This is a genomic window from Janthinobacterium sp. 75 (assembly GCF_004365495.1).
Taxonomy (GTDB): Bacteria; Pseudomonadota; Gammaproteobacteria; order Burkholderiales; family Burkholderiaceae_D; genus Janthinobacterium.
In genome coordinates, this window is sequence record NZ_SORD01000001.1 from 1,497,364 (window position 1) to 1,510,792 (window position 13,429).

Below are 13,429 nucleotides of genomic sequence, written 5' to 3' on the forward strand. Positions count from 1 at the left end.
TGCGGCGCGCTGCAGGAGCGGCATTGTAGAGGATGGGAGCGAAACGGGTCAGAGCTGGCTGATGGCCTGGTCAGCGACGCTTGCCAGGTAGTCCTGCGCCGGCCCGAGGCCTGGTACGACGATGGCGGGCGCCAGAGCCAGCAGCGGCACCAGCACGAAGGCGCGTTCGGTGATGCGCGGATGGGGCACCGTCAGCGTGGCGCTGGCGATCTGTTCATCGCCGTACAGCAGCAAGTCCAGGTCCAGCGTGCGCGGGGCGTTACGGTACGGCCGCTCGCGCCCGTGCGCCGCCTCGATGGCGTGCAGGGCCAGCAGCAGTTCCTCTGCCGGCAGGGTGGTCGTGATGCGCGCCACAGCGTTGACGTAGTCGTCACCGCTGGAAGCTATGGGCGCCGTGCGGTAGCTGGCCGAGGCGTCCAGCAGGGAGCCGCCAGGCAGGCGTGCCAGGCGCGCGATCGCATCCTGTACATTCGCGCGCGCGTCGCCCAGGTTGGCACCGATGCCGATGTAGGCAATGACTGCCATTACTCGTCGCTGCCGCTTCCGGTGGTCGAGCCGCCTCCCGTGCCGGTCTTGCTGCGCGTGCTGCGGCGTGGCGGGCGCTTCTTCTTGACGGCGCCCGGTGCCGCATTCGCGCTGACCAGCAAGGCTTCGCGCGTTTCCTCGTCGCCTTCATAAAAGGCCGTCCACCATTCACCGATGTCCATGTCGATCTCGCCCGAGGCGCAGCGCAGCAGCAGGAAGTCGTAGCCGGCACGGAAGCGCAAGTGCTCCAGCAATTTGTAAGGTGCCTTGCCGACGCGGCGCTCGAAGCGGGGCTGCATCGACCAGATGTCGCGCATGTCCGAGCCGATCTTGCGCTGCAGGGCCAGTTTTTCCGTTTGCGAATCGAGCACGTCGTCGGCCGCCAGGTGCAGCGCGGGGATGGTCGACTCGCCGGCGGCGCGGTAGGCCGTCCATTTTTCCAGCACCTGGTGCCACAGCAGCGAGGCAAACAGGAAGCCCGGCGAGACGGTCTTGCCGGCGGCGATGCGTTGATCCGTGGCGTCCAGCGCCAGGGTGACGAATTTCGCGCCCAGCGGCTGTTCCAGCACTACGTCGAGCAACGGCAGCAAGCCGTGATGCAAGCCTTCCTTGCGCAGTTGCTGCAGGCAGGCCAGCGCGTGGCCGCTCATCAGGAGTTTCAGCATCTCATCGAACACGCGTGGCGCCGGCACGTTGTTGATCAGCGGTGCCATGATGGGAATCGGCGCGGCCGTATGCGGCTCGATGGTGAATTTCAGTTTGGCGGCGAAGCGCACCACGCGCAGCATGCGCACGGGGTCTTCGCGGTAGCGCTCTTCCGGCTTGCCGATCATGCGCAAGGTCTGGGCGCGGATATCTTCCACGCCGCCATGGTAATCCAGCACTTCCTGCGTGGCCGGGTTGTAGTACATGGCGTTGATGGTGAAGTCGCGGCGCAGTGCATCTTCGTGCTGCAGACCGAAGGTGTTGTCGCGCAGGACGCGGCCATGTTCATCCTTTGGCGCCGAATCGGCACCGGCGCCGCGGAAGGTCGTCACTTCCAGCAAATCCTGGCCGAACATCACGTGCACGATCTGGAAGCGCTTGCCGATGATGAAGGCGCGACGGAACAGTCGCTTGACCTGTTCCGGCGTGGCGTTGGTGGCGATGTCGAAGTCTTTCGGCTTCACGCCCAGCAGCAGGTCGCGCACGGCGCCGCCGACGACAAAGGCTTCAAAGCCCGCTTCCTGCAGGCTGCTGGTGACGCGGATGGCATTCGACGACACCAGTTTCGGGTCGATTCCGTGTTGCGCAGGACCGAGCACGACGGGTGCCGTGGTGTCGCGCGCTGCCTCTTTTTTAACGCCGAGGATCTTGCGGATGAATTTTTTAATCATTGAATAAGTGGAGTGATGGCCAGCCGTGGAGGGATGCGTGTGCGCTCAAAGCGGTGTTGGGGTTGGTTGCTACAGGGTGGGTAACGACCGACAGCAAGGGAATATCATTGTGTGAATCGCTGTAAAAATAGCTGCGCTCGAACTGCCCCAGTTCCTTGCCCATCTTTTCCAGCCAGGCGTGGGTGTGGGTCAGCTTGCCCGCGCCCAGAGTTGGCGTGCCCAGCAGCTTGCCCGTGACGTTGCCTGCATCGTCATATTCGGGCATGGCGGCCAGCAGATGCTCGACGCCCAGTGCATCGGCGATGGGTTTGGTGATGAAATGGTTGGTGGCCGTGACGATGGCCAGCAAATCGCCCGCGTCCTGGTGCTGCTTGAGCAGGGCCACGACTTCGGGGCGGATGGCGGGCAAGACCACTTCGGCCATGAATTGCCGGTGCAGCGCTTCCAGGCGTTCGCGCGGAAACTGCGCCAGGGTACCGAGCGAGAATTCCAGGTATTCCACCGGATCCAGCGTGCCGGCCTGGTACTGGGCGAAAAATTCGTCGTTGCGACGGGTGAATTCGGCGGCGTCCACGGCACCGATGCGTACCAGGAATTCGCCCCACTCGTGATCCGAGTCGATGGGCAGCAGGGTGTGGTCGAGGTCAAACAGGGCCAGATTCATCATTCTTTCGCTTCCGCCTGCAGCAACTCGCGCAACAATGGCAAGGTGATCGGGCGTTGGGTTTCAAGGGAGTAGAGGTCGAGAGAGTCCAGCATCGTCGACAGCGAACGCATGTCGCGCCGGAAATGGGACAGCAGATAGGGTAACACGCCCGGCGACAAGGTCAAGCCGCGGGTGGTGGCCGCCTGGGTCAGGGCGGCGATTTTTTCATCGTCGGTCAATCCGTGGATCTGGTAAATCAAGCCCCAGCCCATGCGGGTGCGCAAGTCTTCGCGCACGGGCAGCACGGCCGGCGGCACTGCGCCGCTGCACACCATATAGGCTTTGTTGGCGCGGATTTCATTGAACAGGGCAAAGGCATCGATCTGCGCCAGCGGCGAGAGCTTTTCGCAGTCGTCGAGCAGGTACAAATCCACGTCAGGCGAATACACGAATTCGGACTCGATCGAGAACGGCGAAATATAGCGCGCGCGCTCGGTGCTGGCCAGGGCCTTGAGCAGATGGCTCTTGCCAGCGGCCAGTTCGCCCCACAGGTAGGCAAAATGTTCGCGCGAGGTACGCGCGGCGAACTGGCGCATCAGCTGCGCCACTTCGGCATTCTGTCCCACCTCGAAGGTATCGAGGCTGTGCGCCTGGTCTGTGCCTAAATCGAGCACCAGTTGTTTCATGGCGTACGCCTTGTCCTGTTTTTCATTACTGCATGTGCATCGTGGTATTGCTAGGTTGATATGATATCCGCTTTTACTAGGTATTATAGAAGCTGCTGGAGAGGTAGTGGCGTCTTAGATGCTTAAAAGCGACCATCAGGACGGCAGAAGCGGGCAAAGCGAGCAAAACGCCGACGAAACCGAATAGTTGTCCGAAGGCTAATAGGGCGAAGATCACGGCCAGCGGATTCAAACCGATGCGCTCGCCCACCAGGCGCGGCGTAAGGAAAAAGCCCTCGATGACCTGGCCGCAACCATAGATGACGGCGACGGCGATCACGCCGCTCCAGTCGGCAAATTGCAGCAGGGCGGCGATCAGCGCCAGCATCAGCCCCAGGCCGAAGCCCAGGTAGGGGATGAACACCAGCAAGCCCGTAATAATGCCCACAGGCAATGCGACTTCAAAACCGGCGATGGCCAGCGCCACAGAGTAATACGTCGCCAGCACCAGCATGACGAGCAACTGGCCACGCAGGTATTGCGCCAGCAGGGTGTCGACTTCCTGCGCCATGCCCACGGTGCGGCCCACCCAGCGGCGCGGCACGGCGCCAGCGATGCGCGCCAGCATCGGATGCCAGTCCAGCAACAAATAAAACAGCACCACGGGAATGAGCACGACGGTGGCCAGCCAGCCCAGCACGGCCGTGCCGCCGATGCGGGCCGAGGCCAGCACGGTGCTCCAGATTTCATCGCCGCTGGTGGCCATCTGCTGGCTCAGCATGCGCTTGATGCCCGTGCCGTCGAGCCGCACGCGGATACCCAGGTCGCGCAGTTTTGGCGCCAGGAAGTCGTTCGCCTTGTTCAGAAATTGCGGGATCTGCGCTTGCAGCAGGGGAATTTCCTTCTGCAACACGGGCACGACGATCAGCACCAGCGCCGTGATCGCGAGGAAAAACAACACCACGACGACCAGCACGGCCAGCGGGCGGGGCACGTAAAAGCGCTTGTAATGCAGGCGTTGCAATCGGTCCACGCCCGGATTGAGCACATAGGCGAGGATGGCGGCCGCCAGGAAGGGCGTCAGGATGGGGCCCAGGCTGACGAGCAGCAGCAAGAATGCCAGCCAGACCGCGATCCAAAATGCTGTTTGCTTCTGTTCGGCGGTGATGGCGAATGGCATGTAGTTTGTGCTGTTGCGTTAAAAAAAGGCAGTTAATTACGAAATTGCGGGGCAGTTTGATAAAATAGCGACTTGATCGACCGAATTCACCCGCTGGCGTCCTGCCGCACGATGTTGAAAAACATGCTTGCGCGCGCGTGCCGGCGGGTATCCGCCTTCTATTTTACCGCCTCCGCTGCCACCACACCATGAACCAGACTTCTAATGTTTCCCTTTCCTACCGTGACGCTGGCGTCGATATCGACGCAGGCGACGCTTTAGTCGAAGCAATCAAGCCGTTTGCCAAGCGCACCCTGCGCGAAGGCGTGATGGGCGGCCTGGGCGGTTTTGGCGCCATGTTTGAAATCAGCAAGAAGTACAAGGAGCCGGTGCTGGTCTCGGGTACCGACGGCGTGGGCACGAAATTGCGCCTGGCCTTCGAACTGAACCGCCATGACACGGTCGGCATCGACCTGGTCGCCATGAGCGTCAACGACATCCTGGTGCAAGGCGCCGAGCCCCTGTTCTTCCTCGACTACTTCGCTTGCGGCAAGCTGGATGTGGCCATTGCCACCGACGTCATCAAAGGCATTGCCCAGGGTTGCGAACAAGCCGGCTGCGCGCTGATCGGCGGCGAAACGGCGGAAATGCCGAGCATGTACCCGGCCGGCGAATACGACCTGGCAGGTTTTGCCGTCGGCGCCGTGGAAAAATCGAAAATCATCGACGGCACCAAGATCGCCCCGGGCGACGTGGTGCTGGGCCTGGCCTCGTCGGGCGTGCACTCGAACGGTTACTCGCTGGTGCGCAAGATCATCGAAGTGGCCAAGCCGGACCTGGAAGGCGACTTCCACGGCCGCAAGCTGGCCGACGTGCTGATGCAGCCGACGCGCATCTACGTCAAGCCATTGCTGGCACTGATGGACGCCATGGAAGTCAAAGGCATGGTACACATCACCGGTGGTGGCCTGGTGGAAAACATTCCGCGCGTGCTGCAGCCTGGCCTGGTGGCCGAGCTGGACTCGAAGGCATGGACCATGCCGCCGCTGTTCACGTGGCTGCAACAGCACGGCGGCGTGGCTGACGCCGAAATGCACCGCGTCTTCAACTGCGGCATCGGCATGACCGTCATCGTCTCGCAGGAAAACGCGGACGCCGCCATCGCGCAATTGCAAGCGGCCGGCGAAACCGTCTCGCGCATCGGCACCATCCGCGCGCGCGTGGGCGATGAGCATCAAACAATTGTTATCTAAGCTGTAGCTTGAACAAACAAGGCAGGCACTCGCGAGAGGCCTGCCTTTTTTTACGTCCAGATGTCTTACCTTGCGTGCACCGGCTTCCTGCTGCCTTCCTGCTGCGAGCCGCCCTTGCCGATCATGGCCACGCTGACGGCCGAGACGAGGGAGGCGAACAGGATGTAGCCGACGATGTGCCATGGCTCGCCATTGCCCATTTTCAGCAGGTAGGTGGCGATGATGGGCGTCAGGCCGCTGGCAAAGATGCCGGAGAACTGGTACACGAAGGAGATGCCCGTGTAGCGCACCTTGGCGTCGAACAGGTCGCAGAACAGGGCCGCTTCCGGGCCGTACACGGCTGAATACAGCACGCCCAGCGGGATGATCACGGAACACCACAGCAGCAGCGGATTGTCGGCGTGGTGGAGCATGATCCAGAAGGCGGGAATCGACGAAACCCCGGTGATCAATGCACCCCAGAAAAATACCTTGCTGCGGCCGATGCGGTCCGACAGGCGGCCAAAGAAGGGGATGCAGAAGCACATCACGACAGCCGACGCCATCACGCCCATCAGCGCTTCCGTGCGGGCGATCTTGATGGTGTTGGTCAGATAGGTGATGGAAAACACGCCGAAGATATTGAAGAACACGCCGTCGATATAGCGCGCGCCCATGCCCTTCAAGACGTTGCCGGGATAGCGTTTCAAGAGGTCGAAAAACGGAATCTGCGTCTCCGCATTCTTCTCCTTGACGGCCTGGAATTCAGGCGTTTCCATCACGTTCAGGCGTATCCACATGCCGATGAAGACGAGGGCGGCCGACAGGATGAAGGCGACGCGCCAGCCCCAGGACAGGAATTGCGCATCCGTCAGGCTGTACGACAGAATTGCCACCACGCCGGAAGCGAGGCACAGGCCGATGGCCAGGCCGATCTGCGGCAGGCTGGCATAGAAGCCGCGCTCTTTCTGCGGCGCATACTCATACGCCATCAGCACGGCGCCACCCCATTCTCCACCGAGGCCGATGCCTTGCAGCACGCGCAGGAACAGCAGCAGGCCAGGCGCCCAGTAACCGATGTGCTCATAGGTCGGCAGCACGCCGATCAGGAAAGTGGAGATGCCCATGATCATCAGGGTCATGACCAGCATGCTCTTGCGGCCGATCTTGTCGCCGAAGTGGCCGAAGATCACGCCGCCGATGGGGCGCGACAAAAAGCCCACGGCGAAGGTGCCGTAGGCCAGCATGGTCGAGACGAGCGGATCGCCGCCCGGGAAATACAGCTTGCTGAACACGATGCCGGCGACGACGCCGTATAAAAAGAAGTCATACCATTCGATGGTGGCGCCGATCACGCTGGCCATCACGACTTTCCGTAGCTCTTTGGCCTTTTTCGGATTGTTGGGATTGTTATCCATAATATCTAGTCTCCAATCGATATCGATTATGTATTTTTTCTGATGCTTGGCTGCTTGCCGAGTCATTGGGAGCGGGGCCGTCTGCCCGCCGCTGGCATCCTCCTTGCAGGGATTGGAATGAAAAAGGCGGGTCAGGCCGCCTTGGGCAGGCGCACGGCGTCCGCCAGGATCATGTCAGCCGCTTTTTCGGCGATCATGATGGTGGGCGCATTCGTATTGCCCGAGACGATTTCCGGCATGATCGATGCATCGACCACGCGCAGGTGCTGCAAGCCGTGCACGCGCAGGCGGTCATCGACGACGGCCATCGCGTCGTGCCCCATCTTGCAGGTGCCGCTGGGGTGGTAAATGGACTGGCTGAAGCGCCGCGCCGCGTCCAGCAGCTGCGCGTCCGTCTCGAACTGGGGGCCGGGCACGAACTCGGAAATGATGTGCGGCGCCAGCGACGGCGCGGCGGCGATTCTGCGCGCCACGCGCAGGGCGGCAATCGCCGTCTGCTGGTCGCGCGGGTCGGACAGGTAGTTCGGGTAGATGCCCGGGTAGGCGAAGGGATCGGCGGACTTGATCGACACGTGGCCGCGGCTGTGCGGGCGCAGCTGGCACACGGACGACGTGAAGGCAGAAAACGGATGGGCGCCTTCGCCCGGCTTGTCTGCGCTCAGTGGCTGCATGTGGAACTGGATGTCGGGCCGCTCCACCTCGGGCGAAGACTTGGTAAATACCGTCACCTGGCTGGCCGCCAAGGTCAAGGGCCCGGAGCGGGAAAACACATATTGCATGCCCACCCACAGCTTGCCCCACAGGCTGTTGACTTCATCGTTCAGGGTTTTCAGCCGCGTCTTGAAGACCAGGCGGATTTGCAAATGGTCTTGCAGGTTCTGTCCCACGCCGGGCAAGTCGTGCACCAGCGGCACGCCCACTTCCTCGAGCAGGGCGCGCGGCCCCACGCCCGAGCATTGCAGGATTTGCGGCGAGCCGATGGCGCCCGCGCAGAGTATCACTTCACCGCTGGCGCGCGCCTGGCGCAACTGGCCATCCTGCCGGTACTCGATGCCGACGGCGCGCTTGCCCTCGAACAGCACGCGCGTGATCTGCGCCCGCACTTCCACGCGCAGGTTGGCGCGCTTGCGGGCCGGCCGCAAAAAAGCCTTGGCCGTGCTCCAGCGCAGGCCCTTGCTGGCCGTTTGCTGGAAGTAGCCCACGCCCTCCTGCGTGGCGCCGTTGTAATCGGCATTGAAGGGGATGCCGCTTTCCGTGGCGCCCGCTATAAAATGTTCGGCGATGGGACGGTGCAGGCGCAGGTCCGACACTTTTAACGGGCCGCCCACACCGTGGTAATCGCTGGCGCCGCGTTCCTGGTCTTCCGATTTCTTGAAATAGGGCAGTACCTCGGCATAGCTCCAGCCTGCGTTGCCCAGGTCGGCCCAGCGGTCGTAATCCTCCTTCTGGCCGCGCACATACAGCAAGCCGTTGAGCGAGCTGGAGCCGCCCAGCACCTTGCCGCGCGGCCATTGCAGCTGGCGCCCGGCGATACCGGCATCGGCTTCCGTGCGGTAGCACCAGTCCAGCTTGGGATCGTGCATGGTCTTGAAATAGCCGACCGGCACGTGTATCCATGGATTGTTGTCCTTGCCGCCCGCTTCCAATAGCAGTACCTGCTTATTGCTGTCGTGCGACAGGCGGTTGGCCAGCACGCAGCCGGCCGAACCGGCACCGACGACGATGTAATCATAGTTTTTTTGCAACATTGTTCTTGTCTCCTGCGTTGCGGTATCGCACCGCCTCGGCGGGCGCTTTTTGCGATACACTGGTCTTTATTGGTTGTTTGTGGAACGTATGGTTCCATTTATAAAAGACGTGCAGCACCGGGACAAGCGGAAACAGCCGCATACGCGAGAGGTGAAACAGAACATGCATGATGCGTTTCAAAAACGGCAGGCCGAGGCCGAAGAAGACAGCTCGGCGGGCGGCGCAGCGGCTACCAGCGCGGTAGCCAGCCATGGCGACGAGGCGCGGGGCTTGCGTGTGCTGCGCCTGATCGAGCACCTGGCCAGCGCCAGCCAGCCCTTGACCCTGTCGCAGCTGGCCGCGCGCATGCAGGTGCCCAAGGCCAGCATGATGCGCCTGCTCGATACCCTGGAGCAACATGGCTATGTGCTGCGCACGCCCGTGGGACGCGGCTACGTGCCTGGTGCCGCTTCAACCAACCTGGCGCTGGCGACCTTGCGCAACAATGCCCTGATCCGCGTGAGCCGCAGCATCCTGGGCAGCCTGGTGGCAGCCACGGGCGAGACGTGCAATCTCGCCATTCCCGAAAACAATGCCATCGTGTATGTGGACCGGGTGGAAACCCAGGAACCGCTGCGCCTGCATCTGGTGCTGGGCACGCGTGCGCCCATGCATTGCACGGCCAGCGGCAAGCTGTTCTTGGCGCACATGAATTTGCTGGAGCGGCGCGCATTGCTGGCCATGCTGACACTGGAAGCGCGCACGCCGAAAAGCATCACGGATCCCGTGCTGCTCGAGCGCGAGATCGTGCGCATCGCCCGTCTGGGCATCGGCATCGACGACGAGGAATTCGTGCACGGCATGGTGGCCGTTGCCGTGCCCATCTGCGCGGCCGACGGGCGTATCGTGGCGGCCGTCGCCTGCCACGCGCCCGTGGCGCGCAAGTCCGTGGAACAGCTGATGCAGCACGTGCCGCAGCTCAAGGAGGCGGCCGTCAAGCTGCGGCCGCTATTGCTGGCGGAGTCCAGCTAGGGTTTCAGGACTTTCGCCACCTTCGCCGCCCGCAGGCGGAAGGCATCGGGCATGCCTGAGCCCAGCAGCGGGCGCAGATACAGACGGAAGGCATCCGTCACGTCCGTGCCGCTGGCGCTGATGAATTCATCTTCCATGGTGCGTGTCTTGCCCGCCACGTCCGTCAGGGGCAGCAGTTCGTAGTCGACGGAATAAAAGCCCGTGCGCTTGATGGCAACCGAGCCGTCGCGGTCGCCCCACATGGCGAACTGCACCGCCTTTTCTCCCACTTCTCGGGCTTCGCGTTGATCTACATCAGAGACGCAACCGATGAAGGAGCGCTGCAGATAGCCGAAGGTATCGCCGCGCACGCGCTTGATGCCCAGCTTGGCCTTGATTTCGTCGCACAGCAGGTCGGCCAGCGCGCCCGTGCCCGACAATTGCACATTGCCATGCGCATCGCGTTCCACCTCATTGCCCACCTGTTTGGCCAGCAGGCTGGCGATGGGCTCGCCCGAGGCATCGTGGATGCCTTCCGAGACGGCGATCACGCAGCGGCCGTATTTTTCATACGTGGCTTTCACGTCGGCAAGGAATTGCTCCAGCACGAAGATTCTTTCGGGCAGGTAGATCAGATGCGGGCCATCATCGGGGAACTTCTTGCCCAGTGCCGAGGCGGCCGTCAAGAAGCCCGCGTGGCGGCCCATCACCACGCCCACGTAGACGCCGGGCAAGGCGGCGTTATCGAGGTTGGCGCCGGCGAACGCTTGGGCGACGAAGCGCGCGGCGGAGGGAAAGCCTGGCGTGTGGTCGCTGCCTACCAGGTCGTTGTCGATGGTTTTCGGGATGTGGATACAGCGCAGCGGATAGCCAGCCTTGTGCGCTTCCTCGCTGACGATGCGCACTGTGTCGGACGAGTCGTTGCCGCCGATGTAAAAGAAATGTTCGATCTCGTGTGCGCGCAGCACTTCGAAGATTTGGTGGCAGTAGGCGATGTCGGGCTTGTCGCGCGTGGAGCCGAGCGCCGACGAGGGCGTGGCTGCCACCAGTTCCAGGTTGTGGCTGGTTTCCTGCGTCAGATCAACGAATTCTTCATTGACGATGCCGCGCACCCCGTGCAGCGCGCCATACACGCGCGTGACATGTTGAAAACGCCGCGATTCGAGCACCACGCCCACCAGCGACTGGTTGATGACGGCGGTGGGGCCGCCTCCCTGGGCAACAAGAATTTTTCCAGACGACATGGGATTTCCTCGTAAATGGAACGGCCCTCCAGCCTACTCCTTTTTTGTGGCCGCGCTGTCTTTTCCGATAGTTCTGTCGTGAAATTTCACCACCCGGCCCCAGAAGTCGATGCGGTTCTTCGGCAGCGTCCAGCCATGCCCGTCCTCGTCGTACACCACCCATCCGACGTCGCGCTTGTGCTGTTTGACGGCCTCATAAAACGGCTTGCCGTGGTACAGCGGTACCCGCTGGTCGGCGGTGCCGTATGCCATCAGCAGGGGCTGGGTGATGCGCGCCGCCAGGGCAGCGCACAGGAAGGCTGGAACAGTCATCGGCGATGTACGGGGGAGAGGTGGCGGGCGGCCGCATGCCAGGCGCATACGGCGCCCGGCATGCGGTTCAGGGCATGGCGGTGGGAACGGCTGCGGCGGCACCGGCGGCGCTGGCTGGGCCAATGCTGCGCGCCAGCAGTTTCTCGGCGCGGCTCCAGAAATCGACATTGTTTTTTTGCAGCGCCCAGCCATGACCTTCCTCGTTATACAGCACCCATTCCACGTTGGGATTGGTCTTGCTGACGGCCTGGTAGAACAGGCGGCCCTGGCTTGCCGGCACGCGCTGGTCCGCGCCGCCATAGCCGAGCAGCAAAGGCTGCCTGATGCGGGCCGCCTGCTGCAGCGGCGAAGTCGCTTGCAGTTGCGCTGCATCAAGCACGGCATCGCCGACCATGTCCTTCATGCCACTCTTCTTGTAAGAGTCGGCCAGGTCGGAATCGCCCGTCCAGTGCCCGTCGCGCATCATGTTGATGTCGGTCACGCCCACCCAGTTGATGCCGCACTTGAACAGATCGGGATCGTTCAGCAAGCCCATCAGTGTGGAATAGCCGCCGTAGCTGGCGCCGGCGATGCAGATGCGCTGCGGGTCGGCATAGCCCTTGGCGATGGCCCAGCGGGCGCCATCGGCGATATCGTCCTGCATCTTCAAGCCCCATTGCTTCCAGCCTGCCTTGTAGTGCGCATCTCCATAGCCGGTGCTGCCTCGGTAGTCCGGCTCCAGCACGGCGTAGCCGCGCGAGGCGAGGAACTGGGTTTCGCGGTTCCAGTTCCAGTGGCCGCCACGCACCCAGGGGCCGCCGTGCACCATGACCACCATGGGCAGGTTCTTGCCGGCATGCCCCTTGGGCAGGGTCAGGTAGGCCGGGATGTCGAGGCCATCGCGGGCTTGGTAGCGCACCAGGGTCTTGTGCGACATTTGCAGTGGATCGATGGCCGGGTGGCTGCTGCCGACAGGCATGAGCTGGCCCGTTTCGGTATTAAAGATGAGTACGCTGGCTGGCTGCACATCGGAACTGGCCGTCACCAGCACGAACGGCGTCTCCGCCCGCTTGGCCACGGACAGGACATTCACCGTGGCCGGCAGCAGTGCGTCGACCTTGGCCTGGACGGCGTCGAGCGTCTTGTCGAACCAGACCGTGCCGGCGGCATCCGTTTCAAAGCGCATGCCCAGCAAGGCTTTGCTGCCCTGGACGGGGATGCCGGCAAAATCGTAGCCGGGCGTGTTTGCCAGCGGCGCGCCCTGGATGGCGCCGGCGGCCAGGTCGTAGCGGTATACGGCGGCCGCGCCCTTGTAGGCCGCATGCACATAGAAGTTGCCCTTGGCATCGAAGAAGGCCGGCGAGAAGTCGCCCGCCTCCGCCTGGTACACGTCGCTCTCGCGCAGCTTGCGCCAAGGAGCGGCGGCATTGTCGCGGTAATACAGGGTGCGCTTGTTGTCCTTCACCGTCAGGGCGATGCGCACGTCGCCCTGCTGGTCCAGCAGCCATCCCTGGGCATCAGCCATGCTGGCGGCCAGCTTGCTGATGCCGGTCACGGTATTGAGGCGCAGCAACGATTGCGAGAGGGTGCCGGTGGCGCTGAAGTGGGCTTCCGTGACATACACGTCGTCCGTGCCGCGGTCGCCGCTGGCGCTGAGCAGCCGCGTATTCCAGCTCAGCATCTCGCGCGCGCCGTGCGTCGCTTTGCGCGAATAGGTGTTACTGGCCAGCTGGCGGTAGCCGCTGCCGTCAATATTGATCGCATACAGGCCCGGTCCGTATTGCACGTCGCCCTGCGCGATATTGCGATCCATCACGCTATATACGATGCGCCGCTCGTTGACCCAGGCGATGCTGCTGATATCGGCGTCTTCGAACGAGGTCAGGCCCGCGACCTTCATGCTGGGCAAGTCCACCGTGTAGAGCTGGACCCGGCCGTCCTTGGCGCTGACCAGCACGGCCACGTGGCGCCCGTCCGGCGACAGCACGGCGCCGCTGAGCGTGGCATTGGCAAAGAAATCGGCGGCGGGAATTGCCGCTGCGGGCGTAATGGATGCCGCGGCATGGGCCGGCATGCTGATGGTGCTCGATAACAGGGCAGTAAGGGTAAGGCAGGCAAGGCTGGACCGCATGGA

12 protein-coding genes are annotated in these 13,429 nt (G+C 62.8%); 2 read left to right on the forward strand and 10 right to left on the reverse strand.

What is annotated here, in order from left to right; translation table 11 throughout:
- Positions 1 to 48: 48 nt before the first annotated feature.
- From folK to C8C89_RS06880, 5 genes are all read right to left on the reverse strand, one after another.
- Positions 49 to 525, reverse strand: a complete 477-nt coding sequence (gene folK / locus C8C89_RS06860; protein WP_133989201.1) for a 2-amino-4-hydroxy-6-hydroxymethyldihydropteridine diphosphokinase — start codon at positions 523 to 525, stop codon at positions 49 to 51.
- Positions 525 to 1,901, reverse strand: coding sequence for a polynucleotide adenylyltransferase PcnB (gene pcnB / locus C8C89_RS06865; RefSeq protein ID WP_101482948.1), 1,377 nt, complete (start codon positions 1,899 to 1,901; stop codon positions 525 to 527). Before pcnB ends, folK begins: the two co-directional genes overlap by 1 nt.
- Positions 1,894 to 2,565 carry an HAD family hydrolase gene (locus C8C89_RS06870; RefSeq protein WP_070220747.1) on the reverse strand — a complete coding sequence of 224 codons (672 nt, stop codon included), beginning with the start codon at positions 2,563 to 2,565 and terminating at the stop codon, positions 1,894 to 1,896. The genes pcnB and C8C89_RS06870 overlap by 8 nt, the downstream gene beginning before the upstream one ends.
- Positions 2,565 to 3,233: a DnaA regulatory inactivator Hda gene (gene hda / locus C8C89_RS06875; protein ID WP_034788687.1), complete on the reverse strand. Its 669-nt coding sequence runs from the start codon at positions 3,231 to 3,233 to the stop codon at positions 2,565 to 2,567. The genes C8C89_RS06870 and hda overlap by 1 nt, the downstream gene beginning before the upstream one ends.
- 76 nt (positions 3,234 to 3,309) lie before the next feature.
- A complete protein-coding gene (locus tag C8C89_RS06880; protein WP_133989202.1) occupies positions 3,310 to 4,392 on the reverse strand; it encodes an AI-2E family transporter in 1,083 nt (360 codons plus the stop codon).
- Positions 4,393 to 4,580: 188 nt separating this feature from the next.
- On the opposite strand from C8C89_RS06880, the gene purM reads away from it, so the two are divergent.
- Positions 4,581 to 5,624: a phosphoribosylformylglycinamidine cyclo-ligase gene (gene purM, locus C8C89_RS06885; RefSeq protein WP_034788683.1), complete on the forward strand. Its 1,044-nt coding sequence runs from the start codon at positions 4,581 to 4,583 to the stop codon at positions 5,622 to 5,624.
- Positions 5,625 to 5,689: 65 nt separating this feature from the next.
- Here the strand turns inward: purM and C8C89_RS06890 are convergent, their stop codons facing one another.
- On the reverse strand, positions 5,690 to 7,021 hold the full coding sequence (locus C8C89_RS06890; RefSeq protein ID WP_133989203.1) for an MFS transporter: 1,332 nt from the start codon (positions 7,019 to 7,021) through the stop codon (positions 5,690 to 5,692).
- A gap of 131 nt (positions 7,022 to 7,152) precedes the next feature.
- A complete protein-coding gene (locus C8C89_RS06895; RefSeq protein ID WP_133989204.1) occupies positions 7,153 to 8,769 on the reverse strand; it encodes a choline dehydrogenase in 1,617 nt (538 codons plus the stop codon).
- A 163-nt stretch (positions 8,770 to 8,932) separates the two neighbouring features.
- Here C8C89_RS06895 and C8C89_RS06900 point away from each other — a divergent pair, with 163 nt between their 5' ends.
- Positions 8,933 to 9,781: an IclR family transcriptional regulator gene (locus tag C8C89_RS06900; protein ID WP_133989205.1), complete on the forward strand. Its 849-nt coding sequence runs from the start codon at positions 8,933 to 8,935 to the stop codon at positions 9,779 to 9,781.
- Here C8C89_RS06900 and C8C89_RS06905 read toward each other — a convergent pair.
- From C8C89_RS06905 to C8C89_RS06915, 3 genes are all read right to left on the reverse strand, one after another.
- Positions 9,778 to 11,004 carry a 6-phosphofructokinase gene (locus C8C89_RS06905; RefSeq protein WP_101482944.1) on the reverse strand — a complete coding sequence of 409 codons (1,227 nt, stop codon included), beginning with the start codon at positions 11,002 to 11,004 and terminating at the stop codon, positions 9,778 to 9,780. The genes C8C89_RS06900 and C8C89_RS06905 overlap by 4 nt on opposite strands.
- Positions 11,005 to 11,037: 33 nt before the next feature.
- Positions 11,038 to 11,316 (reverse strand): prolyl oligopeptidase family serine peptidase, encoded by a 279-nt coding sequence (locus C8C89_RS06910; protein ID WP_347876580.1) that lies wholly within the window; start codon positions 11,314 to 11,316, stop codon positions 11,038 to 11,040.
- Positions 11,317 to 11,383: 67 nt separating this feature from the next.
- Positions 11,384 to 13,426 carry a prolyl oligopeptidase family serine peptidase gene (locus tag C8C89_RS06915; protein ID WP_243857924.1) on the reverse strand — a complete coding sequence of 681 codons (2,043 nt, stop codon included), beginning with the start codon at positions 13,424 to 13,426 and terminating at the stop codon, positions 11,384 to 11,386.
- Between the last annotated feature and the right edge of the window lie 3 nt (positions 13,427 to 13,429).

Bases quoted from the DNA above. Each gene is read 5' to 3' on its own strand.
- hda (WP_034788687.1), bottom strand. From the start codon at position 3,233: ATGAAACAACTGGTGCTCGATTTAGGCACAGACCAGGCGCACAGCCTC.
- C8C89_RS06915 (WP_243857924.1), bottom strand. From the start codon at position 13,426: ATGCGGTCCAGCCTTGCCTGCCTTACCCTTACTGCCCTGTTATCGAGC.
- C8C89_RS06880 (WP_133989202.1), bottom strand. From the start codon at position 4,392: ATGCCATTCGCCATCACCGCCGAACAGAAGCAAACAGCATTTTGGATC.
- pcnB (WP_101482948.1), bottom strand. From the start codon at position 1,901: ATGATTAAAAAATTCATCCGCAAGATCCTCGGCGTTAAAAAAGAGGCA.
- folK (WP_133989201.1), bottom strand. From the start codon at position 525: ATGGCAGTCATTGCCTACATCGGCATCGGTGCCAACCTGGGCGACGCG.
- purM (WP_034788683.1), top strand. From the start codon at position 4,581: ATGAACCAGACTTCTAATGTTTCCCTTTCCTACCGTGACGCTGGCGTC.
- C8C89_RS06895 (WP_133989204.1), bottom strand. From the start codon at position 8,769: ATGTTGCAAAAAAACTATGATTACATCGTCGTCGGTGCCGGTTCGGCC.
- C8C89_RS06870 (WP_070220747.1), bottom strand. From the start codon at position 2,565: ATGAATCTGGCCCTGTTTGACCTCGACCACACCCTGCTGCCCATCGAC.
- C8C89_RS06890 (WP_133989203.1), bottom strand. From the start codon at position 7,021: ATGGATAACAATCCCAACAATCCGAAAAAGGCCAAAGAGCTACGGAAA.
- C8C89_RS06905 (WP_101482944.1), bottom strand. From the start codon at position 11,004: ATGTCGTCTGGAAAAATTCTTGTTGCCCAGGGAGGCGGCCCCACCGCC.
- C8C89_RS06910 (WP_347876580.1), bottom strand. From the start codon at position 11,316: ATGACTGTTCCAGCCTTCCTGTGCGCTGCCCTGGCGGCGCGCATCACC.
- C8C89_RS06900 (WP_133989205.1), top strand. From the start codon at position 8,933: ATGCATGATGCGTTTCAAAAACGGCAGGCCGAGGCCGAAGAAGACAGC.